This is a genomic window from Ginsengibacter hankyongi (assembly GCF_008710285.1).
Classification (GTDB): Bacteria; Bacteroidota; Bacteroidia; order Chitinophagales; family Chitinophagaceae; genus Ginsengibacter; species Ginsengibacter hankyongi.
Genome location: NZ_VYQF01000009.1, coordinates 48,257 through 74,588, shown reverse-complemented (window position 1 = coordinate 74,588; position 26,332 = coordinate 48,257). Strand labels below are relative to the sequence as shown.

14 protein-coding genes are annotated in these 26,332 nt (G+C 38.8%); all 14 read left to right on the top strand.

What is annotated here, in order from left to right; all coding sequences use genetic code 11:
• Nucleotides 1-469 precede the first annotated feature (469 nt).
• The 14 genes from FW778_RS19650 (at nt 470) to FW778_RS19585 (ending at nt 26,318) form a co-directional block, all read left to right on the top strand.
• Complete coding sequence (locus FW778_RS19650) at nt 470-1,954, top strand: peptide MFS transporter (RefSeq protein WP_150416569.1); 1,485 nt, start codon at nt 470-472, stop codon at nt 1,952-1,954.
• Nucleotides 1,955-2,187: 233 nt separating this feature from the next.
• Complete coding sequence (locus FW778_RS19645; RefSeq protein WP_150416568.1) at nt 2,188-3,129, top strand: dihydrodipicolinate synthase family protein; 942 nt, start codon at nt 2,188-2,190, stop codon at nt 3,127-3,129.
• Complete coding sequence (locus FW778_RS19640) at nt 3,113-4,699, top strand: aldehyde dehydrogenase (NADP(+)) (protein WP_150416567.1); 1,587 nt, start codon at nt 3,113-3,115, stop codon at nt 4,697-4,699. Before FW778_RS19645 ends, FW778_RS19640 begins: the two co-directional genes overlap by 17 nt.
• Nucleotides 4,700-5,096: 397 nt before the next feature.
• Nucleotides 5,097-5,975 (top strand): AraC family transcriptional regulator, encoded by an 879-nt coding sequence (locus FW778_RS19635; protein ID WP_235906485.1) that lies wholly within the window; start codon nt 5,097-5,099, stop codon nt 5,973-5,975.
• Nucleotides 5,976-6,118: 143 nt separating this feature from the next.
• Nucleotides 6,119-7,768, top strand: coding sequence for a sodium:solute symporter (locus FW778_RS19630; RefSeq protein WP_150416566.1), 1,650 nt, complete (start codon nt 6,119-6,121; stop codon nt 7,766-7,768).
• A gap of 452 nt (nt 7,769-8,220) precedes the next feature.
• Nucleotides 8,221-9,684, top strand: coding sequence for a sulfatase family protein (locus FW778_RS19625; RefSeq protein WP_235906483.1), 1,464 nt, complete (start codon nt 8,221-8,223; stop codon nt 9,682-9,684).
• A 90-nt stretch (nt 9,685-9,774) separates the two neighbouring features.
• A complete protein-coding gene (locus FW778_RS19620; RefSeq protein WP_150416565.1) occupies nt 9,775-11,421 on the top strand; it encodes a M1 family metallopeptidase in 1,647 nt (548 codons plus the stop codon).
• A gap of 370 nt (nt 11,422-11,791) precedes the next feature.
• On the top strand, nt 11,792-12,187 hold the full coding sequence (locus FW778_RS19615) for a sulfatase-like hydrolase/transferase (protein ID WP_150416564.1): 396 nt from the start codon (nt 11,792-11,794) through the stop codon (nt 12,185-12,187).
• Nucleotides 12,184-13,800 carry a M1 family metallopeptidase gene (locus FW778_RS19610; RefSeq protein ID WP_150416563.1) on the top strand — a complete coding sequence of 539 codons (1,617 nt, stop codon included), beginning with the start codon at nt 12,184-12,186 and terminating at the stop codon, nt 13,798-13,800. Before FW778_RS19615 ends, FW778_RS19610 begins: the two co-directional genes overlap by 4 nt.
• Before the next feature lie 216 nt (nt 13,801-14,016).
• A complete protein-coding gene (locus FW778_RS19605) occupies nt 14,017-15,591 on the top strand; it encodes a M20/M25/M40 family metallo-hydrolase (RefSeq protein ID WP_235906481.1) in 1,575 nt (524 codons plus the stop codon).
• A gap of 748 nt (nt 15,592-16,339) precedes the next feature.
• Entirely contained in the window at nt 16,340-19,516 is a 3,177-nt protein-coding gene (locus tag FW778_RS19600; RefSeq protein WP_150416562.1) for a SusC/RagA family TonB-linked outer membrane protein, read from the top strand.
• A 61-nt stretch (nt 19,517-19,577) separates the two neighbouring features.
• Nucleotides 19,578-21,050, top strand: coding sequence for a SusD/RagB family nutrient-binding outer membrane lipoprotein (locus tag FW778_RS19595; RefSeq protein ID WP_150416561.1), 1,473 nt, complete (start codon nt 19,578-19,580; stop codon nt 21,048-21,050).
• Between the two features lie 188 nt (nt 21,051-21,238).
• Nucleotides 21,239-23,704 carry a glycoside hydrolase family 95 protein gene (locus FW778_RS19590; protein WP_150416560.1) on the top strand — a complete coding sequence of 822 codons (2,466 nt, stop codon included), beginning with the start codon at nt 21,239-21,241 and terminating at the stop codon, nt 23,702-23,704.
• 376 nt (nt 23,705-24,080) lie between these two features.
• Entirely contained in the window at nt 24,081-26,318 is a 2,238-nt protein-coding gene (locus FW778_RS19585) for a S9 family peptidase (RefSeq protein ID WP_150416559.1), read from the top strand.
• Nucleotides 26,319-26,332 lie beyond the last annotated feature (14 nt).

Genomic DNA, 26,332 nt, shown 5'->3' with positions numbered 1-26,332 from the left:
TCAATATATGCAATTCGAATTTGGTTTAGTCCTCATAGCTTTGATTTAAATTATTAAACTTAAAAAAATTGTGAAAGCTTATTTTTTCAATTAAAATATTTTATACGCTTCAATTTAGCAAACGTAAATAAGCCAATAATTTATCCTTTGCTTTCGGTTGCGATGGCAACGAAAAGCCGTTAGTAAAGGAGATATTACAAATGGCGTAATTGTCTGTGATCTTTTTCTCATGTGCAATCAAGCATAACATGAAGGCTCTAACCGGCCTGTTTAAACAGGCCGGGCAAGCCAACATGAGGCTAATACCCTCTTATTATGAAGCTGTATGACTATCCAATTTTGCACGGAAGAATTACAGAACGAGTATCGGAAAAGTGCCAAAGTCGTACATGTAGTTCTTAGCTATGTATTTCGGAAAGATTAATCAATAATTCTTCGGTCGTAATTATCCCAATTAATAAAATTATTCATGAATTCGGCAACCGCATTAAAAGCGCCGGCTGGGCACCCAAAACAACTCTACATTTTATTCTTTACTGAGATGTGGGAAAGGTTTTCATTTTACGGAATGAAAGCTTTGCTTCTCGCATACATGGTTACCCAGCTGAAATTTGATGAACCAAAAGGATATGCTATACTTGGCTCATATACTGCCTTGGTTTATACCATGCCCATGTTTGGAGGCTTGATGGCAGACCGCTTTCTCGGTTATCGCAGATCTATTATGTTTGGCGGTATATTGATGGCAATTGGTCATTTCGTTCTGGCACTACCAAATAAATGGAGTTTCTTTTATGGAATGGCCTTCATTATATGTGGCAATGGGTTTTTTAAACCTAATATTTCAAGCCTCGTGGGTACACTATATGCTAAAAATGATCCTAAAAAGGACAGCGGTTTTTCTATATTCTATATTGGAATAAATGCCGGCGCAGCCCTTGGTGGTTTATTGTGTGGCTATGTAGGACAAAAACTCAATTGGCATTATGGATTTGGGTTAGCCGGAATTTTTATGATACTGGGATTGCTTATTTTTTATGTGGGAAAAAAATCACTGGATCAAAAAGGATTACCTCCACACCCTGAATCATTATACGCCCGTATTTTTTTAGGATGTATTACGACCGAGCTAATAATTTATGGAGGGACGCTCCTGGTAGTGCCCCTGATAGTCACCCTGTTTAATACTTATGAATTGATGGATTACATCATGTTCAGCCTTGGATTTATTTCCCTTGCATATATAATTTATATAGCTCTGAAAATGGATACTGTTTCGCGTTTTAAGCTTTTTGCTGCTTTGATTATGATAATCTTCTCTATCATGTTTTGGGCTTTTTATGAACAGAACTCCGGTTCCCTGAATTTATTTGCTATCAGAAATGTAGATATGAAATTCCTCGGGGTAAATCTTCCACCTTTATCTGTAAATAATTTTTTGCCCCCGGCCTGGGTGATTATTTTAAGTTTTTTCTTTGCAGAATTATGGCCGTGGTTAAATAAAAAAGGAAAGGAGCCGTCGACTCCATTGAAATTTGCCATTTCATTTATACTTATGGCGTTAGGATTCTATGTGTTTTGGTTTGGATGTCATTCAAATGAAATTAGTGGATTAGTACCATTATGGTGGTTTGTTGCAGGTTATTTTTTTATCATATCGGGAGAGCTTTGTATTTCACCAATTGGTTTATCAATGATTACGAAATTATCCCCTGTTAAAATTGTATCATTAATAATGGGTATTTGGTTTTTTGCAACGGCGATAGGGGAATTCTTAGCGAGTAAGATTGGAGCAATGATGAGTGTCCCCGGGGCTATTCAGGATAATTCTATTGCTTCCTTGCCTTATTACGAGAACATTCTTTTTAAAATCGCTTTATGGGCGGCTGCGACCGGTATATTTTTGTGTCTTCTCGTCCCAATTCTCAAAAAGTGGATGCAGGATGTAAAGTAAATTTCGCAATTACCGACAAAATAACCAGGATACTTCTTTGCAAATTCAGGATTGACGATTTGAAGGTATTATGCAATATTTTGATATTTCTTAACCTCTGGCCGCTAAAAAGAATTTACATCTGACATTATATTAATCTATGGTAAAATCTGTAAATAAACGGATACTTTATATCAAAGCATTCTTTCGATAATAGGATATGTTTGTTCTTTAATTTTAAAATACATTATATCATGATTGTGAATTGGCAAGGTATATACCCTGCATTGTTAACTCCATTTAATGCCAACAATTCAATAGATTTTGACATGTTCAAAAAAAACCTGAATGCGCAGTTGAATGCCGGTATTGATGGAATAGTCATCGGCGGCTCATTGGGTGAAGCAAGTACCTTACTGAACAGCGAAAAATTAGAATTGCTTCAAATAAGTAAGCAAGCGATGAACAGGCCAGTGCCCATTATTATCAATATTGCCGAGCAATCTACAAAATGTGCGATTGAAGCTGCTCAGGATGCCGAAAAAAATGGTGCCGACGGCTTAATGCTTTTGCCCCCAATGCGGTATAAAGCTGATGGAATAGAAACAGTTACTTACTTTAAGTCGGTAGTCAAAGCCACTTCTTTACCGATAATTATATATAATAATCCATATGACTATAAAATTGAAGTGACGTTAAGTATGTTTGAAGAGTTGGCGGATGTGCCTTCCATACAAGCCGTGAAAGAATCAACGAGAGATGTGACGAATATAACACGTATGAAAAATCTTTTTGGTAACCGCTTTAAAATCCTTTGTGGAGTTGATACTCTTGCATTTGAAGAATTAGCTCTTGGAGCTGATGGCTGGGTCGGTGGTTTGGTAGATGCTTTTCCTGCTGAGACAGTAGCGATCTACCAGCTTATGAAAACAGGTAATTATGATGAAGCATTGGCAATTTATCGTTGGTTCTTTCCTTTGTTAGAATTGGATATACATCCAAAGTTTGTTCAATACATTAAACTGGCTGCTGCACAAAACGGGCTAAGTTCAGAATACGTAAGGCCGCCCCGGTTACGGTTAGCGGGCACGGAAAAAGAATTGATTTTAAAAATCATAAATGAGGGGATGTCTACAAGACCAAAATTGCCAGATTATTCACATCTAATAAAATTACACAATGTTGAAGGGGTGTAACCTTATTGGGCAAACAGAATGTAATGAAGGTGATCAATCACTACTTGCATTTAGCACTGTTACCCGAAGTGTTCTGCCCAAAAATTTTTTTATAGCAACCACTCGGGAAATTAATAATGCTGTTTTAAAAGCGGAAATAGCTTTTGAGGTATATAAAGATATTACCGGTGAAATTAAAGCCATCTTTTTAGATACTATTGCAGAAGAAATAATGGCAGTTGGGGATGACTTGATACAACGTGCGATTCTGGAAACAGGTTTGCAGGAAGCACGGTTAATTGGTGAACGTGGAAGAACAATAGGGCAGTTAAAGTTATTTGCCGATTTGTTACGGGAAGGTTCATGGGTGGAAGCGGTAATTGACACTGCATTGCCTCACCGCAAACCTTTTCCCCATGCTGATATACGGAAAATGCAGGTACCTATTGGCCCGGTGGTTGTTTTTGGTGCCAGCAATTTTCCATTTGCATTTTCAACAGCTGGGGGTGACACAGCGTCTGCATTGGCAGCAGGCAACCCTGTGATCGTAAAAGCACATGCTTCGCACTTGGGTACAAACGAATTAGTTGCAATGGCTATTAATAATGCGGCAAAAAAATGCAATATGCCGGACGGTGTATTTTCATTTGTTATTGGTCCGGGTGCTGAAACCGGCATGCAGCTGGTAAAACACCCTGGAGTAAAGGCGGTAGGTTTTACAGGTTCTTATAAGGGAGGCATGGCGATTTATAAAGCAGCGGTAAACGAACGCGAAACTCCTATTCCTGTGTATGCGGAAATGAGCAGTATTAATCCCGTCTTGTTATTGCCGTCAAAACTAAAAAGAGATGCTACTACTTTAGCTGAGCAAATCGCAGGTTCTGTTACCTTGGGTACTGGCCAATTTTGTACAAATCCTGGTTTGATATTTTTAATTGAAGATGAATCGGCCGACATATTTATTAAAAGGTTTACCGAAGTTCTTTCAAATGAATCTCCGGCTACCATGTTGAATTCCGATATTTGTTTGAATTATTATAAAAGCAGGAGGATTATAGCAGAGCAAAATGGTGTAATCACATTATTTAAGGGTAATGATTTTTCCGAAGTTTATCAAGGTTCTACTGCATTGTTCCTGACAAGTGCAAGGGATTTCATAAATAATCCGAAACTGCAAAATGAGATGTTTGGACCGGCAACATTGCTTGTAAAATGCAAACATGCACTTGAGTTGTTGCAAGCTATCGAATCATTACATGGGCAGCTAACAGGAACTGTTATTGCAGATAACGCTGACGTTAGTAACTATTTGAAATGTATAGACGTTCTGTACACTAAAGTGGGCAGGATAGTTTACAACGGTGTCCCTACAGGTGTGGAAGTTTGCCAGGCAATGGTGCATGGCGGACCATTCCCTTCCACGACGGATTCGCGAACTACATCTGTTGGTGCAGATGCAATAAAGCGTTTTGTACGGCCACTGTGCTTGCAGGATTGCCCTGACGAGTTTTTACCTGAAGCCTTGAGAAATGAAAACCCGCTTAATTTAATGCGAAAAGTAAATGGAAGTTACACAAGAGAAAGTTTGTAGTATGTACAGTGCAGGATTCTTTTAATAATTATAAATATTTGTTTTGGGCTTCCTGAACCCGTTTATTTCAGTGAACAAATCGGTTACTCTGCTGTTGGATAATTATACCCGAAGAATTAAAGATTTATATCCTAAATTAAAAGGATAAAACGTAAAGGTGCTCAATTTCAATTGAGCTGTGTTTATTTTACTCTCGTAATGATAAGCACGAGAATGCTTTATAATTTGGTAATAAATATGTCCACGGATATTACGGAGTTGCAGAGATCCGGGTAAAATTGTTGATGGCTTTTTCTGCAATAACCAGCCGCGAGGTGTTTAATGGATATCGGTCTTTGTCATCACGGTTAGTTTTATTGATGCATTTTAACTTTTAGAAAAATAAACGTAATTTGTTATGATGAAGGTTATACAGTTTACCATCCCGGTAGAAATTGATAATTCAATATATTTTCAAGAGGATAGGTTGCCTTATTTTTATCGCCATCTGCACCGTCATATCGAAACCCAGATTACCTGGGTGGTAAATGGAGAAGGCACTTTAGTGATAGGCAACAATATGCTGCCATTTCGTTCAGGCGACCTGTTTGTTATCGGCGCCAATCAACCGCACTTATTTAAAAGCGACCCGTCGTATTTTATTCCGGGTAGTCGAAGACAGATCCATTCATTAAATATATTTTTTAATCCCACCGGGTTCATTTCACACCTACTTGCGTTTCCCGAGATGCTTAGTATAAAAAAATTTGTAAACTCAAGTAATACCGGGTTGCAGGCTTCAGACAAGGATGCAGCCAAATTAGCCGAACATTTTTTAAAAATACGTAATAGTTCCGTTGGATTCAGATTGGCATATTTTATCGAATTTCTGCAGGTAATGGCTAATTTACGAAAATGGAAACCTCTATCTACCGGATCATTTGAGTATTCCATTTCCGATACCGAAGGATTGAGAATGAATGATATTTATCAATATACTATGGATCATTTCACTGAGGATATCACGCTGGCGCAAATTGCAGCTATTGCCTATTTAACTCCCCAGTCATTTTGCCGCTATTTTAAAAAGCATACTAACAAAACCTATGTCAATTTTTTAAATGAAGTTAGGATAAACGAAGCGTGCAAGAAATTTATGGAATTGAATTTTGAAAGCATCGGCAACGTTGCGTACCAATCGGGTTTTAATAGTGTGGTTTCGTTTAACCGCGTATTTAAAAGTATTATGGAGAAAACCCCTAAAGAGTTCATAAGAACTTATCACAAAGATAATTAATCCTCATTTTTATAAAATTATATTACCATTAAAAATCACATCAAATGGATAATAGGGGAGTATTAATAAAGAAACTACACCAGTAACATCTGGTGAGAGAATCTGGCAGACAATATTTTTATTATACAATGTAAAACGGCATTATGAAAGATATTAAAATAGGTACAACTGATCTTATAATAATTATTATTTATATCATTGGTATTTTGGCAATAGGGTTATTTTCCGTTCGGAAAAATAAAATGACAAGTAATAACTATTTCCTGGCCGGTCGCAGTTTAAAATGGTTAATAGTAGGTACAGCTCTTTTTGCATCTAATATCTCAACAATTCACATGGTTGGTCTTGCAGCTTCAGGATACAATGAAGGATTGGTGTGGGGAAATTTTGAATGGATGGCGGTCTTTACTCTTATTTTACTGGCACTAATATTTGCTCCTTTTTATTTCAAGACTAAAATTTCAACCCTCCCTGAATTTATGGAAAAGCGATATGGGCCCGCATCCCGCACATTTGTGGCCTTTATGGGAATCGTAGCTGCTTTATTCATTCATCTGGGGATGAGTTTATATGCCGGTGCGGTGGTTTTCGAATCATTTTTTGGGATCAATGTATATATTTCAATTTTTCTGATTTCTCTCATTACTGCTATATATACTGTTATAGGCGGGTTAAAAGCCGTTATGATAACGGAGACGGTGCAAACTGTAATTCTTATCTCGGGGGCCGTATTGCTGACAATTTTCGGAATTCTTGCGTTGCCGGAACACGGAATAACTTCTTTTGCATTATTTAAGGCAGCATTAAAAGAGGGGCAACTTAGTATGCTCCACTCTGCTGCCTCAATAAAGGCGTTGAGTCCCAAAGGCGCTGATAGCGGTTTAACCTGGTATGCAGTTTTTTTAGGCTATCCTGTCTTAGGAATATGGTATTGGTGCACTGACCAAACACATGTACAGCGTGTGTTAAGTGCCCGTTCTTTAGAAGACGCTCAAAAAGGTTCTTTGTTTGCGGGAGTATTGAAAATTTTGCCGGTATTTATTTTAATTCTGCCAGGCGTTATCGGTTATGTATTGTATAAAGACATTATTGGAACTGATGCAAACCAGACTTTTCCGATTCTTATCACACATTTATTACCTGTCGGAATAAAGGGGATTGTAGCTGCGGCATTATTATCGGCCCTGATGAGTGTTGTAGCCGCGGCACTTAATAGTTCAGCTACTTTAGTATCTGTTGATATTGTTAAACGGTATAGACCAAAAACCTCGGATAAGGAACAGGTTTTAGTAGGGCGCATAGCGGCCGTAGTTATTATGATTGTGGCTATGTTGTGGTCAACCCAGGGAGGAAATTTTGCGAGTATTTTCGAGGCTATCAATAAGATTGCCGCTGCTATGGCACCACCTATCACAACTGTGTTTTTGCTTGGTGTGTTTAGTAAACGGGGAACAAAAGAAGCCTCGATAATTACGCTGTATGTGGGTTTTCTTTTGGGAATAATTTCATTTTGTCTCGACTACGTCCCCATTAGTGGGAAAATGTATATTACCGAGGGTTTAGGAATTCCTTTTATGATGCAGGCATGGTGGTTATTTTGCATCAATTGTCTTATCTATTATATTGTAAGCTATCTCACGCCAAAACCCGATCCTGAAGCGATTTCGCAATGTACATGGGATAGCCCAATTTCTGTAATTACCCAGGGAAAATTTAAAGGTATTGGAGATGTCCGGTTTTTGGCTGGCTTACTCTTAATTTTCCTGATTATTATGTACGCAATATTCAGATAGATTTATAAAATCAATGCGATTAACAACGTCAAAAGATAAACTATTTTAGTTGCTGAACTGCCTTAAGAGGCTTTCTTCCAGAATTTCTGTTGTCCGTTTCTGGCCCGGCATAAACAAGCGTTATTATACCAGCCGATTGGAACAGCCATTGATTCAAAATGAGAAAATTTTCTCAGAACGTAATCTGGTGGGCTGCGTTTTTCATTAGAATGGGATGATATTAAATGAAGAAAATGAGAAATTTCGCTGATGACTGGTTAATATTTGTATACTTAAAGGAGTGGAAGCAATATACCTTTATTTACCTGCGGAAACTTTGAATTTATTCACCTTAAATTTTGGATGATATGCTAATTTTTATTCAAATTTAAAAGGAGTATTTATAGGAGAATATTTTCTTAACTTTTAATTTATAAAATCTAACAATTATTTTTCTAAATTATAATTATAACGTGAGAAAATTCTTGCATAGCGGTGTGGTGATCTTTTTTATCTTAATTATCATAGATATTTCCTGCATTGCTCAGAGATCGAAACAACCAATTTCGAATCCCGATATTGTACTTATTTATATGGACGATATGGGCTATGGCGACGTTGATGCATACGGGGGTATTGATTATATTACTCCCAATATAGATAAACTGGCAGCCTGTGGGATGAGATTTACCAATTTTTATTCTTCGCAGCCTATTTGTACAGCTTCACGAGCTGGTTTATTAACCGGATGTTATCCTAATCGAATTGGCTTACATGGAGCGCTTGGCCCCTATTCTAAAATTGGTATCAGTGATAAGGAAGTAACAATTGCCCAGATGCTAAAAAAGAAAGGTTATGCGACGGGTATGATTGGTAAATGGCATTTAGGTGTCACTAAAAAGTTTTTACCCTTACAACATGGCTTCGACGAATATTTTGGACTTCCTTATTCCAATGATATGTGGCCGGTTAATTATGATGGAAAGCCTATAAAAGATACCAACGACTTCCGGTCAAAATATCCACCATTACCCTTGATGGAAGGGAATAAAGTTTTTCGCTATATCAAAACGTTGGATGATCAGAGTATACTTACTACACTTTATACCGAGCATGCGGTTAACTTTATTAAGCGACAGAAGAATCATCCTTTTTTCCTTTACCTGGCTCATACCATGGTTCACGTTCCTATTGCTGTATCCGATAAGTTTAAAGGAAAAAGCAAGCAAGGACTCTTTGGTGACGTAATGATGGAAGTAGATTGGTCAATAGGACAAATACTGAAGGCAATTCACGACAATGGGTTAGACAAGAATACTTTAATAATTTTTACCAGTGATAATGGGCCATGGCTCACTTTCGGCAACCACGCTGGTTCGGCCGGAGGCCTGAAAGAAGGTAAAATGACAACCTTTGAAGGTGGTTTAAGAGAACCGGCCATTGTCTGCTGGCCGGGTATAATAGCGCCGGGGGCGGTTTGTAACAAGCTTGCCTGTAATATAGATATTCTGCCTACACTCGCTGCTCTTACAGGTGCGCCGTTGCCTCTCCATAAAATAGACGGAGTAAATATTCTGCCATTGTTTAAAGGGGACCCGAATGCAAATCCCCGGGACCACTTGTATTATTATTATAACAAAAATAGTTTGGAAGCCGTCAGGCAGGGGTCGTGGAAATTAGTATTGCCCCACAAAATTGAGTCTAATGAAAATGAACCACCTGGCAAGGATGGCTGGCCAGGCAAAATTCACATGGATTCAACCGGATTGGCTTTATATGATTTACGAAGAGATCCTGGAGAGCGGTACAATGTAAAAGAACAAAATCCTGATGTGGTTGAAAAATTACAGCAATTGGTAGAAAAAGCCCGTGAAGACCTTGGGGATGACCTTACCGGGAGAGAAGGTGAAAATAGGCGGCCTCCGGGTAAATTGTGAAATTCTCTAACAATATAATTGAGTGTTTGTGTTCGGGCTGATATTTAATTGTTTTCTATAAAAGCTTAATTTTTGTATAATCAAATTTGTATGATCAATAAATTTAAATGGCTCACTATCTTGCTGCTATTGACAGGGCTCTCCCGCGCAGCATATGCCGATAATTATCCACGCAACTATAATATTGATGTTCTTCATTATTCCTTTGAACTCACCCTGTCTGACAACACAGATCAAATAAATGGTAATGCTTCCATTACAATATTATTTAAGAAGAATGATATCCGTCAGGTCCGGCTGGATTTAGCAAATAAAACTGTTGAAAGAAATGGCAAGGGAATGGTGGTTGACTCGATAACCCTTAATGGTGAAGCATTGCAATATACTCATAGAAATGATGAATTATTTATTCAATTGCCAACTGGTTCAATAGAAGGCACTAAACTGGTTTTTGTCTTACGGTATCATGGAATTCCTGCAGATGGCCTTAGGATCGGCCCGACCAAGTATGGTGATAGAAGTTTTTTTAGCGAAAACTGGCCAAACTTAGCCCGTCATTGGCTTCCATGCGTTGACCATCCTTATGATAAAGCGACAAGCGAGTTCAAAGTAATAGCTCCTTCACATTATAAGGTAATTTCTAACGGGTTATTATTGGAAGAAAGTAATCTTGATTCAGCTACCAGGCTTACTCACTGGAAACAATCAGTGCCGATCTCCTGCTGGTTGTATGTTTTAGGCGTAGCAGATTTTGCCGTCCAGTATGTTGGCGATGTGTATGGTAAATCGATTCAAACCTGGATATACCCCAAAGACCGCGATGCCGGTTTTTATGATTTTGCCGTTCCAACAAAGTCTGTCATTGAATTTTTTTCTGACTATATAGGACCATATGTGTATGAAAAAATTGCAAATATCCAGGCCACCAGTCACGGAGGGATGGAAACGGCTTCGGCAATATTTTATACAGAAAATTTAGTTACCGGAAAGCGGGCAGAGGGTCTCAGGAATGTGGTGACACATGAATTGGCACACCAATGGTTTGGAAACTCTGTAACTGAGTCCACCTGGGATGATGCATGGCTTAGCGAAGGATTTGCAACTTTTTTTACGCTGTTATATAGAGAACATACTTACGGCCATGATGATTATATAAAGGGGCTACTAAACGCTAAAAAAATGGTCTATGCATATTATGAGAAAGATCCTCATTATAGTATTGTCGCGGATCGCTCTGCCGAGAAGGGACCTGTAACCAGTGCCATTACTTATCAGAAAGGCGCATGGTTTCTTCATATGCTGAGAGATTCGATTGGTAATGAAAATTTTCATAAAGGAATTCAGTCATATTACAGCCACTTTATGAATTCCAATGCAACCACTAATGATTTTTTGCATGAAATGGAACAAGCATCAGGTAAAGATCTGAAAGCCTTTTTTGACCAATGGCTTTATCATAGTGAGAACCTGATGATAAAGGGTAACTGGAAATATGATCCTGCAAAGAAACAGGTAATTGTAAAATTTGATCAGTCACAGAAAACGCATTATGTATTTGATGTTCCGGTTGAAATAGGCATTTATCAAACGGGTAGCCCGGTTCCTAAAATTTCAAAATTCAGAATGAACTCAAAAACTGCACAGTTTGCAATACCTGTTGATACCAGGCCTGAAAAAGTGGTATTCGATCCCCGGACTGTTTTGCTCGCGATGGTTGAGTTAAGTGAGAGGAAATAAAATATAAATTATAATTAAATCGCAAAAAATGTCTCATGAAGTTGCGGGATGTTGACTGCCTTATAATTTAATAAATGTATGGTTGGACACAAGCACCGGGTTTCATTAATATTTAACTGAAACTGTCACTGGTTGACGTGCTTTTTTGAACAATGACTCGGCAACTTTTTTAAAAATTAGATATAATTTGAATTGAAAATTAAGACATGCAAAGCTTCCGTCTAAGAGGAATTGGAAATTTAATAGAGTACGGAAGTTCATTAAAATGTTAGCTGAAATGAACCTTGGAGTAACCGGATAACCTTAAAAGATGTGCATTCTCAATTTTCCCTGAATTTTGGGGGAGAAAGCCATTAAAATATATAGCCGAATGAAAAAACAAATTATAATCTTATTTGCAGTGCTTTGTGCGGGGATAGCATGCGGTCAAATTAAATTGGATGCACAAAAACCAGCCGAAAATAAAAGACCTAATGTCATTCTGATACTTACAGATGACCAGGGAGATGGAGACATGGGATGTCATGGCAGTCCATATGTAAAAACACCGGCTATTGATTCGCTGTACAAACAAAGTGTACATTTTACCGATTTCCATGTAGATCCTATGTGTTCTCCAACAAGAGCAGCACTGTTGACAGGCTGCTATTCTCCCCGGGCGGGCGTTTGGAACACGATAGGAGGCAGATCTCTTTTAAAGGAAGGAATGCCTACTATTGCAGATCTTTTTAAAGAAAACGGCTATGAAAATCAAACTTTATCATGAAAAAAACTGTCCATTTTCTGCTATTTTGTTTTTTTACAGCCGGCATTACAGCACAAGACCGTGATATAAATTATATGAGTTCGGGAGGAAAACTGAATCCTATACAGGCAAACATGGATATCAGGCATTATACCCTTTCGCTTGATGTAGATATAGCCAACCAGGCAATCACAGGATACGCAGTGATTGATCTTATCTTATTACAACCAACGGACACTATTTTGTTTGACCTGGTTCATTTTTTAAATGTAACAAAGATCACCGAAGCTAAGAAGAAAAAAACCTTTTATCGCGACCGCGATTTTATTTATGTCGTTGATGCGGGCGGTTTTAAGGCTGGCAGGCAAAGCATTAAAATTGAATATAATGGTAAACCTCCTGTAGCTGTAAAGCCGCCATGGGAGGGCGGTTTCAGCTGGAAAAAAGACAGTACCGGTAATCCGTGGGTTTCAATAAACTGCCAGCTGCAGGGCGCCAAAGTTTATTTTCCCTGCAAAGATCACCCGAGTGACGAACCCAATGAAGGGGTTGATATGTTCATTACCGTACCCAGGGGTTTGACAGTTGCGGGCCCGGGGCTGTTGCAAAGCGTGAGTTCAAAAAGCAATAAAAAAACCTTTCACTGGAAAACAAATTATACTATCAGCAACTATTGTATCGTATTTGATATTGGCCAATACGTAATTATAAAGCGAACCTACACTACCATTAAAGGCAATAAAGTGCCGATGGAATTTTATGTGCTGGAAGAAGATAAATCGAACGCCCAAAAAGTATTAGACCTGCGTGAACGTGATAGCCGGATACTGGAAAAATATTTTGGTGAATATCCGTGGGTAAAAGAAAAGATTGGCATTGCAGAGGTTCCTAATTCGGGAATGGAGCACCAGACTATGGTCACGTATGGCGGGAAATTCAATTACAAAAAAGTGTGTACTATGGATTATTCATCAAATCTCTTTCATGAATTTACCCACGAATGGTTTGCCAATAAAGTTACCAATAAAGACTGGGCACACATATGGATCCAGGAAGGTATTACCACTTACGCCGAAGCCCTGTTTTGCCGGGAAGCATGCGGCGAAGGAGGTTACGACAGCATGATGGTGAAGTTTAAAAGAAGTATTAAAAATAAAAAACCGGTGGTACAGGGTGATGAAATGGACTTAAAAAGTGCCTACTATGGTAGCGATGTTTATACTAAGGGCGCCTTCTTTATGCACACGCTGCGGTATGTATTAGGTGATGCCCTGTTTTTTCCAACACTCAAAAAATTAGCCACCGATCCGCAATACACCTACAGCAATTTGGTTACAACTGATGATGTGGAGCATTTATTCAGCAATGAATCGGGAAAAGATATGAAACCACTCTTCGATTTTTATTTAAGAACTACTAAAAAACTGGAGATAGCGATTAATCAAACAGGATATAATGAATACGCTGTAACATCAACGAACCTGCCGATGCCATTAGATATTGATGTTTTAACCGATACAGGAATTCAGCGAATTACATTATCTGATAAAGATAAAGGGGTCAAGATCATAAGCAGTTTTACACCGGTCGTTGATCCGAAAGGATATTATTTAAAAAATGTTACCAGTGAATAATTAAATAATTCATCCCAAAAACTAAAAAAGGGAAATTTCGTTGGCGACTGGTTAAAATTTGTATAGTGGATCCTTAAGGATAGTTTTACTTTTATTATATATTATAGGATAAATTTACAGGGGATGGATTTACTAAAACGAAACCTGCAATATCTCCTGTATTTGAAAGTCTCTTTCTCAAAATCTTTTTCACTTTATCGTTAAAAACTTGTGCACGTGAAATTTATTAAGTGTTCTTCTTTATTCCTCTTCTTTGTTCTTCCTGGTTCCCTATTTGCCCAATCTGAAAATGTTGACCAGGCTGTAATGACTAAAATTAGAAATGAAGGATTAAAAAATTCCAAAGTGATGGATATCGCGTTTCATCTTACTGAATTAAGTGGCCCAAGGGTTACAAATTCACCTGGATTTATGCGAGCTGCCAATTATGCTAAAAATCAATTAACCCAATGGGGATTGGTTGATTCCAAATTGGATGCATGGGGTGATTTTGGAAAAGGATGGGAATTGAAAAAATCTTATGTAGCCATTACATCACCGTGGTACAGGCCTCTTATTGCTTATCCCAAAACCTGGTCAGCTGGCACAAATGGTCTGCAAAGTGGAGAAGTGCTTTTGATTTCTGCTAAAGATTCGGCAGAACTGGATGCTTATCGTGGTAAACTTAAGGGTAAAGTTTTAATCATCGATAATTTGATAAACTTTCAACAAAGCACTCAACCGGTTGGTGGTCGTTATACGGATGAGGAATTACAAAAAATGAGTGAAGTAACGGAGGCAGAAGATACTGCTGCCATGCGCAGAAGACGTGAGCGATATAAAGACCAAAATATTGTTCCAAGGGAAGTGCTGACCAGACTAAAAAAAATGGCTGAAAAAGAAGGTGCAATAGCCCTTTTAAGCTCTGGTACAGAAGATCATGGCGGAACTATTTTGGTACTACAGGCAGGCCCTCATAAAATCTCTGACCCAGCCAATTTTTTGGACATTGCTATTGGCCTTGAAGATTATAACATGATTATTCGTATTTTGAAAAATAACACGCCTGTAAAAATGGATGTAGATGTAAAAGCGAAATTCCAAACGGCTGATTCCAGAGGTTATAATGTTATTGCTGAAATACCGGGCACGGATAAAAACTTAAAAGATCAGGTGGTAATGCTTGGCGCCCATCTCGACTCCTGGCCTGCCGCTGTTGGCGCCACTGATGATGCAGCAGGTTCCTGCGTTATGATGGAAGCAATACGCATATTAAAAGCTATAGGAATACAACCTAAAAGAACGATTCGTATTGCATTGTGGAGCGGAGAAGAAGAGGGTTTGCTGGGATCAGGAGCTTATGTAAAGAAAACTTTTGGAGATCCGGTAACGATGAAATTATTGCCCGCACATGATAAATTTTCTGTGTATTTTAATTTAGATAATGGGACCGGAAAAATTCGTGGAATTCATCTTCAGGGCAATGAAGCAGCCAGAAAAATTTTTGAACAATGGTTTGCTCCGTTCAATGATCTGGGCGCCAAAACAATCACTATTCGAAATACGGGCTCTACGGATCACATATCTTTTGATGTTGTGGGATTACCGGCATTTCAGTTTATCCAGGACCCATTGGTAAGCCAACATAGTAATATGGACAGCTACGACCACTTGATGTCAGATGATCTCAAACAAGCAGCAACCATTGTGGCAGCATTTGTATATGATGCAGCCATGCGGGATCAAAACTTCCCCCGAAAACCATTGCCTAAACCGCTCTCCCTTGATCCCATAACAGGTTCTCATAGGTAGCAGCTTTCTCTTTCTATAAACTTACTCAATAATTGAAACCTTCTTTAAATTCCAAACAAAATATTTTGGATGGAACTAAAGTAGCCTTGCGGCCGTTTTTTTACCTATAATGGTTGTTAATTGTGTGCATTACTCGTTTTTCGTTTTTATTATTGTCGCAAAGCTTCAATTCCCGGCGTTTATATTTACCCTCCGGTATACCTCACACTATCCTTTCCATAACATCATTGCATCCCTGGGATATTTAGTATAATTCTCATAAACCGTGGGTATCACAAAGCCTGATAGGTTTGTTACATAAATCGCTCAAAGCATTGCACGGTAACTTCGCACGGAAAGTGGATACTATAGGAAAGGGTGGAGAAATGTAAAAATATATAGGGAATGCAAACAGAAATAATCTTAAGAAATTTATCCCGTTCATACCAGGGAAGTTGTCGAAAGATAACTCCGATGAAAGGTTGAATCTTTTAATAAAAAGCTTGTTTGATATGCTAAAATAAACCGGTAGAAAATAGATGATTGAATTAAGTGTAGTTTGGCCCGGTAATGATTACCAACTGTAAAATCAAGATTACCTGAAAAAAGGGAAATTCCGTTGATGACTGGTTAAAATTTGTATAGTTCATGCATGATGATAGTTATACCTTTATCATCGGATATGATGTACAGGAAATAAATTCTACCAAAACGGCAACCTGCATCCTTTTCGAACTATTATTTTATTGAAATACCAAAATTCTAAATCATGAATAAAATCGTAACTGTTTTTGGGATCCTCCTCTTAATGTATATGGGAGTAAGGTCAACTGCGTTTGCCCAGCAGCGGCAATTGACGGGCACTGTTTTAAACAGCGATGGAGAGCCCATCAAATTTGCTACCATCCAGGTAATTGGAGCCAACAAGGGCATAAGCGCCGATGAACAGGGCAAATTCAAAATAGAGGCGTCAATTGGCCAGCAAATAAGGGTCTCCGCTATCGGCTACGAGCCAGCTACCGTGACGGTCGGAAAAAGTAATATTTTGTCTATCACTCTGGTTTCTTCCGGCAATGAATTAGGAGAGGTGGTAGTGACTGCACTAGGCATTACACGAGCCAAAAAAACACTGGGTTATGCTGTTCAAGAGCTTAATAATGCTGCTCTCACCAACGCAGCAGACAATAATATTGTAAACACAATATCTGGTAAGATAGCGGGTGCACAGGTTACCAGCGGCGGAAGTACTATTGGTTCTTCGTCTAGGATAGTAATAAGGGGTAATGCCTCTTTTAGCGGGAATCAACCTTTATTCGTGGTCGACGGAACTCCAATAGATAACACCACGACAAACCTTAGTGGGGGAGGCGGTGTTGATTGGGGCAATACTGCTTCTGATCTGGATCCCAATGATATTGAATCAATGACAGTTCTCAAAGGAGCGAATGCTGCTGCTTTGTACGGTAGCCGTGCAACAAATGGAGTTATACTTATTACCACTAAAAAAGGATCCAAAGGCCGAAAATTAGGTGTGGATTTTAACTCATCCATAGTAGCTAATAAACCGGGATATTGGCCCAAATATCAAAATCAGTACGGCGGAGGATGGGACGGAGAAGAATATATCTATAAGAAGTTCCTTGCTGCAAATCCCGGATCTACGATGAGCTATAATGATTATGCTAAAAAATATTCATATAATTATGTAGACGGAAACGGCGGCGGCGTAAATGATGCATGGCCTATCAACTGGGGACCGCGCCTGGATATCGGGCTTAAACTTGACCAATGGTCAACGGGGCCCAACAGCCCGTGGGTTTCAAGGCCCAATAATTACAAGGATTTCTACAGCACACAGGTTACAACTGTGAACAGTGTTGCTGTTACTGCAGGCAGTGACAAAGCTACCGGCAGACTATCATTTACCAATGAGAGTACACCGCAGGGAATTTTACCCAACACGGATCAAAAACAAAATACAATAAATACAAGTTTTACGCTTAACCCAACGGATAAGCTTTCGATAGTTACAAATCTAACCTACTTGCTAAAGTCCAGCAATAATATCCCTTATACGGGTTATACCGGAGTAGGGGTTGATTTTGCATGGACTGAAAGAGATTTTGATACTAAGTATTTATATCAGCAATTCAAGAAAAATGGTAATGTTTCCATGTGGCCAACGCAGTCGGATAATTATTACTATTATTATCATAACTTGAATGGATTAAATAGAGAAAGAGGGTACGGTAATGTAAGTGCAACTTATAAAATTACAAATTGGCTGTCGGCTATGGCGAGGGGAGGAGTTGATTTTTATAGAGAAAGACGTAAATCAATTACACAATCTGGTACGGAAGGAAATGTTAGAAAAGGCCGGGGCGGGCAGTTCAATCAGACAGATATTTTTACTAAGGAACAAAACCTCGATTTTATTTTAAGTTTCGATAAAACGTTAGGTAATATTCGGATTGACGGACTTGCAGGAGCTAATTACCGGGATAATACTTACAATAATACATATCTGGCAGCGAGTGACCTTACCGTTCCCGATTTATATACCATATCAAACGTGAAAGGCGCCCCCACCGCCTCAATGTACGACCAGGAAAAAAGAAGCAATAGTGTTTTTGCAGAAGCAAATGCGTCTTATAAAGATTTTCTTTACTTAGGAGTTACAGGACGTAATGATTGGAGTTCAACGCTACCCGCCAACAATCGTTCTTATTTCTATCCCTCTGTAAGCATGGGGCTTGATATCACAAAAGGTTTCGGAATTACATCGGATATTTTAAGTTATGCCAAGATAAGGGGCAGTTGGGCAAAGGTCGGTGGAGATACGGATCCTTACCAATTGAGCAGAACTTATAGTGCGAGCTCTTTTAATGGTATTTCAGTATTTGCGCCAAGTTTAACGTTACCACCAACTAACTTAAAACCCCAGCAGACAAAATCATATGAAATAGGTACTAATCTAAGATTCCTCAGAAATAAATTATCTCTTGATGTAACCTATTATGATCAAACTACTATCAATCAAATCATAAGTGTTTCTACCTCCAGCACCACTGGTTTTACGGGAATGCTAATAAACGCGGGCGAAATTGAGAATAAAGGTGTGGAGGTTATGTTCAACGGAAAATTGCTAGAAGCAAAGTCAGGACTCGATTGGGATATTTCTGTTAACTGGGCTAAAAACAATGATGTTGTTAATAAGCTTTATGGCGGGTTACAGTCCTACCGGATTTCCCCGGGATTTGGAGGATGTGTAACAATGGCAATTCCAGGCCAAAAGTGGGGCAGCCTGTGGGGATTGCCATTTGTAAGAGACGTTAAAACCGGTAAAATTGTGGTAGATGACAGTGGCATACCGCTCACTACTAATGTAGCCAAGAACTTTGGTACCGTTACTCCTGATTGGATAGGAGGTGTAAATAATTCATTCCGCTATAAGAATATCAATTTGAGTTTTTTGGTTGACATGAGAAAGGGAGGCAAATTCTTTAGTACTACTGCATGGCATTCATATCCAACGGGCAGCTATACGGTGACCACCGCCAATCATGTCAGAGAAAATGGGATGATAGTTGACGCTGTAAAGCAGGATGGAAGCCCCAATAATGTACGTGTTTCTGCCGAGGATTATTTTGGCGGAGCGTGGGTTTGGAACAATCATGAATATTCTATTCTCGACGGAACTTACATTAAGCTTAGAGAAGTCGTTCTTGGATATAACATAAATGTTAAAAACATTCATTGGCTCACAAAACTAAACCTTTCCGTTTTCGGAAGGAACCTTGCAATACTTTACCAGGACAAAAGTACGCGACAATATGGAATAGACCCTGAGGTAGGACTTGGCGGTGGTGATTACGGAGTAGGGTTTGAAAATTTCCAGATACCAACTACGAGAAACTTTGGTTTTAAACTTTCTGCGGGATTCTAAATTTTCTTAAATAAGAAGATTCACAGAAAATAAAAAATCTAATAATTTAAATACTTTGGAAATGAAAAAAATATCAATTATAAAATTACTATTTATCAGTATTACACTGTTGGTTGTGAGTTGCACTAAGAAATTTGATTCGATAAATGTAAATCCAAACGCACCTACGGTAGTTCCTGCTACTAATATATTGGCCCGTGGAATTTTATCTTCTGCAAGTACCTTGTTTGGGGAGAGGCTGGATATTTATTATACCGGTTCTTACGCCGGCCAGACTGCTGCCATTGGACTTGGAGATTATGAATATCGGGTAGATATTAATAATAGTATGTGGCGGGGAATGTATATCGCCATGAGTTATCTTGTGAATGCGGCAGATGTAGCAAAGAAAGCAGGAAATACCAATCTTTATGCGGCTGCAATGACAATAAAAGCATACGACGGACAAAAAACAACCGACATGTGGGGTAACATTCCCTATACAGAGGCCTTTCATTTACAAGATTCCGGCATATTGTATAATCATTATGACGACCAGGCAACCGTCTATAAAGCACTATTGGCAGAGTTAAAAGAGGCGGCAGAAATTTTTAAATCCGGAGGAACCGGCTCAATTGGTGTAGGCGACCTTATTTTTAAAGGAGATTTAGCAAAATGGAGAAAGTTCTGCAATTCACTACGTTTAAGGGTTGCTATTCGTATGTCATTGGTGGATCCAACCACTGCTAAGTCAGTCATTTCTGAGATATTGGGTGATCCGAATTCTTATCCTGTAATGACCGACAATGTTGACAATGCTTACCTGTGGTTCCCAGGTGTTTCGCCTGATCTGGAGTACTGGTATCAGCGTTTAGGTACGAGCGGAAGTTATACAGATCAATACAGGATGAATGACGTGTTAATAAGCGCGCTAAAAAATAACAACGATCCACGTCTTCCCGTATATGCCCGTTTGGATAATAACGGGGGCTATAATGGCTACAAATTTGGCGCTGGCCAATTGAGTGATCCAAATAACAATGGAAATAACGTTTCCGGAATCGGACAAAGATTTGCTAATAACCCTGCTGGTTTTTCTCCATTTATGAATTGTTCGGAAGTAAGTTTTATCAAAGCAGAGGCTTATGAAAGAAATCTGGCAACAGGAGACGCACAAACAGCATATGAAAACGGAATCAGGTTGTCATGTAAGGAAAATGGGATTGACGACGCCTCAATAGCTACGTTTCTTACCCAGCCAGAAGTAGCATGGGGAAGCGGTAGCACCTCAAATCTTGAAAAGATTTATTTGCAAAAATGGATCAGCCTTTTCAAGCAAAGCGAGGAAGCCTGGTCTGAGGCAAGAAGAACTGACATACCGCTTATGACGAATATTTCAAAAGATTATTCAACCAAACATAATCGTCCTCCATTCAGATTAGCTTATGCCGATGAAGAAAAAACCTTGAATCCGAATTTTCCAACTAATATCGTTGAAACAGATATTTTTTGGGGAACTCAGGTATGGTGGGACACCAGAACAGGAGTTCATTAATATTCAATTTAGTTGTATCCGGCTGATTTGTACTTATACTTTTAAGTTCGATGCTGGTTTTGTTTATATATAATGCAAATGTGAGGTAAAAGGCATTCATAATGGACTATTAGTTTTAAACGCAGTTTTTCAAATTGCTATCAATAATTTACTAAGACCCTGGTCAGGTACGACTAATCGATATTGACATGAAAAGAGTTGCTATCAGCATATTTCTCATCCTATCTTATTCTCTGAATTCACTTTATTCCCAAGACATAATTACTCCTGCGGCAATCGATCAAAAGAATTTCGATCCTTCAACCTTACTTTGGTATAAGACTCCGGCTTCTGCCTGGGAAGAGGCACTTCCGGTAGGGAACGGGCGGCTTGGCGCGATGGTATTTGGAAAATACGCTGAAGAAAGAATTCAGTTGAATGATGATACTTATTGGTCAGGAGGCCCTTATTCAACGGTTGTTAAAGGAGGATATAAAAAATTGCCTGAGATTCAAAAGGATATTTTTGAGGGGAGGCCTTTAGACGCACATAAACTTTTTGGAAGATATCTTATGGGATATCCGGTAGAACAGCAAAAGTACCAGTCCCTGGCAAATCTTATTCTCTCGTTTAAAAATGAAAAAGAAGTTTCCGGCTATAAACGCTGGCTGGATTTGAACACAGGGATAACTTCTGTTCAGTATACAGCACATGGAGTTACGTATAAAAGGGAAGTCTTCTCTTCAGTTCCGGATCAAACAATTGCTATTAGAATTACGGCTGACAAGCCTGGAAGCATTTCACTTACTGCAGAATTGAGAGGTGTAAGAAATAGTTCAATGTCAAACTATGCAACTGATTATTTCAGGATGGATGGTGTGGGGAATGACGGTTTAGTGCTTACAGGAAAATCAGCTGACTATATGGGGATCGAAGGTAAACTTCGTTATGAAGCAAGGCTAAAAGCAGTGGCAGACGGAGGTACGGTAAAAGTAGATGGTGTTGATCTTATAGTTGAAAATGCAAATGCAGTAACGCTCTATTTTGTAGATGCTACTAACTTTGTGAATTACAGGGATGTCACCGGTGATTATCACGCAAAAGTTGAGAAATACTTAAAAGATATTGAAGGCAAATCATATAAAAATATCAAAGATGCTGCTGTGGAGGATTACCAATCTTTATTTAACAGGGTGACCCTGGCGCTTCCTGCTACAAAGAACTCATTTCTTCCAACTGATGAGCGCATAAAGAACTTTTCTACAGAATCCGATCCTCAACTGGCTTCACTTTGCTATCAATTCGGCAGGTACGTTCTTATTTCTTCTTCCCGGCCTGGGACCCAGCCAGCAAATCTCCAGGGAATTTGGAATGATAATATGAATCCTCCGTGGGATTCTAAATACACCACTAATATCAATACGGAGATGAATTATTGGCCGGCAGAAACCGGAAACTTATCTGAATTAACAGAACCCCTTGTAAAAATGGTCAAGGAACTTACAGACCAGGGAAGCCAGGTGGCGAAAGAAGAATACGGTGCCCGGGGGTGGGTTTTACATCAGAATACGGATATATGGAGAGTAGCGGCACCAATGGACGGACCGACCTGGGGAACATTTACTGTTGGAGGTGCATGGTTAACGACGCAACTTTGGGAACATTATTTATTTACTTTGGATAAAAATTATCTTAGAGATATTTATCCGGTTCTAAAAGGATCTGTTGAATTTTTTATGGATTTTTTGGTCGAATATCCCAACAATAATAAAAAATGGTTAGTTACTTGTCCTTCTACATCGCCTGAAAACCCTCCAAAAGGACCAGGTTACCGATATTTCTTTGATGAAGTAACCGCCATGTATTATTTTACAACTATTTGTGCGGGCTCGTCTATTGACATGCAGATATTGACAGACTTATTTGGCGATTATATTAAGGCTTCAAAAATTCTTGGAATTGACCATGAATTTTCAGATAAGGTTGAAAAGGCGAGAGCGAGGCTGGTACCACCCCAGATTGGTTCTAATGGAATGTTGCAGGAGTGGACGGAGGACTTTGATCAGTTGGAACCCAAACACAGACACATCTCTCTACTATATGGCCTTTATCCCGGAAATGTTATTTCAGTTAAAAGAACGCCATCGTTAATAGAGCCGGTAAAAAAAGTTCTCGAAGAAAGGGGAGATGAAGGAGCTGGTTTTTCAAGAGCATGGAAAATGAGCATTTGGGCTCGTCTCTATGACGGAAATAAGGCTTATAAGATTTTTAAGGGCTATTTGGATAAGCAATGCTTCCCGCAATTATTTGCAAAATGTTTTACTCCCATGCAGGTAGACGGAACACTGGGGGTAACGGCTGCTATAACCGAAATGTTAATGCAATCTCATGAAGGGGTTATTGATTTGTTACCAGCTTTACCTGATGAATGGAGCGAAGGGAAATTCCATGGAGTTTTTGCCAGGGGTGCCTTTGAGGTAAATTTTGATTGGAAAGAGCATAAGATTATAAAAGCCGTTGTTTATTCTAAGCAAGGTGGTTCTTGCAAACTCGATGCAAAAGTGCCGATCGTGGTATTTTGTAACGGGCAGAAAATACCCCTAAAAAATGTTGGAAATGGGGTTGTGGAATTTTTAACAAAAAAAGGAGAGCATTATAATATAAATGCAAAATGAATAAGATCGATATAATAAGATTAATTTCATAATCAAATTATTTTAGAAATTAAGCCGATCTTATTTTATTGTTTTCCAATTCATATTTTCTTCGGTTGTTGCGCTACCTGAAATAATATACCCAACGAATGTTACAAAGATTTGAAGGGGTAATTTTCCAGCAAATGCAGCCGCCATTAAAAGCTTTGGTTTTTGGATAAGTTATTATTCAGGTGCACGGCCGTTACTTGAAAACTCGCCCTCAGTCTTCAGATCAGGGTGCCTTCGACATGGATACCACCGGATAATAAGGGCATAATCAACCCTTTGTTCCACGGGAACGATAGTAACAAAATGTATAACGAAATTAAAACAGGTATAATTAATTAAAGAACAAATGAGAAGAACACTTAAACTAATTAGCCCCTTATTCGTAGTCCTTGTTTTTTTTGTAAATACTTATTTACATGCTCAGGAAAAAAGAACTGCATTGACCCTTGAAGATATCTATAAAAATGGGACTTATGAACAAAAAGGTTTTGGACCCGTTCGGTGGATGAAAGACAACCAAGGTTATTCTACTTTGGAAAATAACAAGGAATTTGGCGGGAGTGATATTGTCCGTTATGATGCTTCATCCGGAAAAAGAACAGTTTTGGTATCAGCAAAACAACTCATTCCAACAAATGAAACGAAACCATTATCAATTGCCAATTACGAATGGTCAGATAATGATGGTAAGTTATTAATTTTTACCAATACCCGAAGAGTTTGGCGATACAATACCCGTGGAGATTACTGGGTACTCAATCTTAAGACAGGTAAACTGCAGCAGATTGGTAAAAATGTAGAACCTACAACATTGATGTTTGCAAAATTCTCTCCGGATGCTTCAAGGGTAGCTTATGTAAGTAAGCAAAATATTTATGTGGAAGACCTTGCCACTGGAATGAATAAACAAATTACTTTCGACGGGGGAGCAAATATTATTAACGGCACATTCGATTGGGTGTATGAAGAAGAACTGGATGACAGAGATGGATTCAGATGGAGTCCTGATGGAAATTACATCGCTTATTGGCAATCCGATACAAAAAATATTGGAACATTTTACCTGATAGACAATATTGACTCTATCTATTCAAGACCAATACCATTACCTTATCCCAAAGTGGGAACAAAACTTTCTGCGGTAAAGGTGGGGGTGATTTCAGCTGCTGGTGGCAAAACCAAATGGTTTAAGATTCCCGGAGATCCTGCTAACAATTATCTGACTCGTATGGATTTCATACCACATTCCAGTGAAGTGATGGTACAGCAACTAAACCGCCCACAGAATTCAAACAAAATATGGATCGGAAACGTAAAAACGATGGCACTCAAAAATATTTACACAGAAACTGATCCTGATTTTCTTGATCTCCATGATGACATTCGCTGGCTTGATGGGGAAAAGTATTTTACCTGGACGAGTGAGAAAGACGGATGGAAACAATTGTATAAAGTTTCAAGAGATGGAACAGAATCAAAAATAATTACAAAAGGTAATTTTGATGTGGTACAGATAAATTGTATTGACCCTCAAACTGGTTATGTCTATTACATTGCCTCTCCGGACAATTTTACACAACGCTATCTTTACAGAAGCAAAATAGATGGTAGCGGTGAAGCTGAAAGAGTTACTCCCGCCAGTTATGCAGGACAAAGCAGTTATCAGATTTCCGGAAATTCGGAGTGGGCTATTCAAACTTTTCAAAATACAACTACGCCACCTGTAATATCGTTGATCCATCTTCCTGATCACAAAGAAATGAGCACACTTCAGGATAATCATGAACTGAAAGAAAAATATGCTGACCTGCATTTAAACCCAAAAGAATTCTTTAGGGTTGACATAGGCGACATTACGTTGGATGCATGGATGATAAAACCGAAAAATTTTGATCCTTCAAAAAAGTATCCTTTACTTTTTTATGTTTACGGTGAACCCGCCGGTGCTACGGTTCAGGATAATTGGGAAGGTGGCGCTCTTTGGGATCAGTACATGGCGCAACAGGGATACCTTGTAATGAGTATAGACAATCGTGGCACCAAAACGCCACGGGGTAAGGCCTGGCGCAATTCTATTTATGGACAGATTGGTATTCTTGCTTCACAGGATCAGGCTGGTGCGGCAAAAAAAATTTTCACCATGTATCCGTTCATTGATACTTCCAGAATTGGTATCTGGGGATGGAGCGGGGGCGGTCAAATGACGTTAAATTGTATGTTCCGTCATCCTGATATTTATAAAACGGGGCTTGCAGTTTCTTTTGTATCTGACCAACGTCTTTATGATGCCACCTATCAGGAAAGATACATGGGTTTGCTTACTGATAATGCCAAAGGCTATCATGATGGTTCTCCCATCAATTTTGCGCAAAATCTTCAGGGTACCCTTATGATTATTGCAGGCACCGGTGATGATAATGTGCATTATCAGAATTTTGAAATGCTTTCGAATGAACTTATAAAAGACAACAAACTTTTTTATATGATGTCCTATCCTATGCGTTCTCACGGCATTTATGAAAGAGAAAATACTTCGCTTCACCTACGTGAAACAATGGCAAAATATTGGAAGGAGCATCTTTGATGTGATTAACCCTT

Excerpts from the sequence above, each read along its gene's own strand:
- FW778_RS19650 (WP_150416569.1), top strand. The coding sequence starts at position 470 with ATGAATTCGGCAACCGCATTAAAAGCGCCGGCTGGGCACCCAAAACAA.
- FW778_RS19645 (WP_150416568.1), top strand. The coding sequence starts at position 2,188 with ATGATTGTGAATTGGCAAGGTATATACCCTGCATTGTTAACTCCATTT.
- FW778_RS19640 (WP_150416567.1), top strand. The coding sequence starts at position 3,113 with ATGTTGAAGGGGTGTAACCTTATTGGGCAAACAGAATGTAATGAAGGT.
- FW778_RS19635 (WP_235906485.1), top strand. The coding sequence starts at position 5,097 with ATGATGAAGGTTATACAGTTTACCATCCCGGTAGAAATTGATAATTCA.
- FW778_RS19630 (WP_150416566.1), top strand. The coding sequence starts at position 6,119 with ATGAAAGATATTAAAATAGGTACAACTGATCTTATAATAATTATTATT.
- FW778_RS19620 (WP_150416565.1), top strand. The coding sequence starts at position 9,775 with ATGATCAATAAATTTAAATGGCTCACTATCTTGCTGCTATTGACAGGG.
- FW778_RS19615 (WP_150416564.1), top strand. The coding sequence starts at position 11,792 with ATGAAAAAACAAATTATAATCTTATTTGCAGTGCTTTGTGCGGGGATA.
- FW778_RS19610 (WP_150416563.1), top strand. The coding sequence starts at position 12,184 with ATGAAAAAAACTGTCCATTTTCTGCTATTTTGTTTTTTTACAGCCGGC.
- FW778_RS19600 (WP_150416562.1), top strand. The coding sequence starts at position 16,340 with ATGAATAAAATCGTAACTGTTTTTGGGATCCTCCTCTTAATGTATATG.
- FW778_RS19595 (WP_150416561.1), top strand. The coding sequence starts at position 19,578 with ATGAAAAAAATATCAATTATAAAATTACTATTTATCAGTATTACACTG.
- FW778_RS19590 (WP_150416560.1), top strand. The coding sequence starts at position 21,239 with ATGAAAAGAGTTGCTATCAGCATATTTCTCATCCTATCTTATTCTCTG.
- FW778_RS19585 (WP_150416559.1), top strand. The coding sequence starts at position 24,081 with ATGAGAAGAACACTTAAACTAATTAGCCCCTTATTCGTAGTCCTTGTT.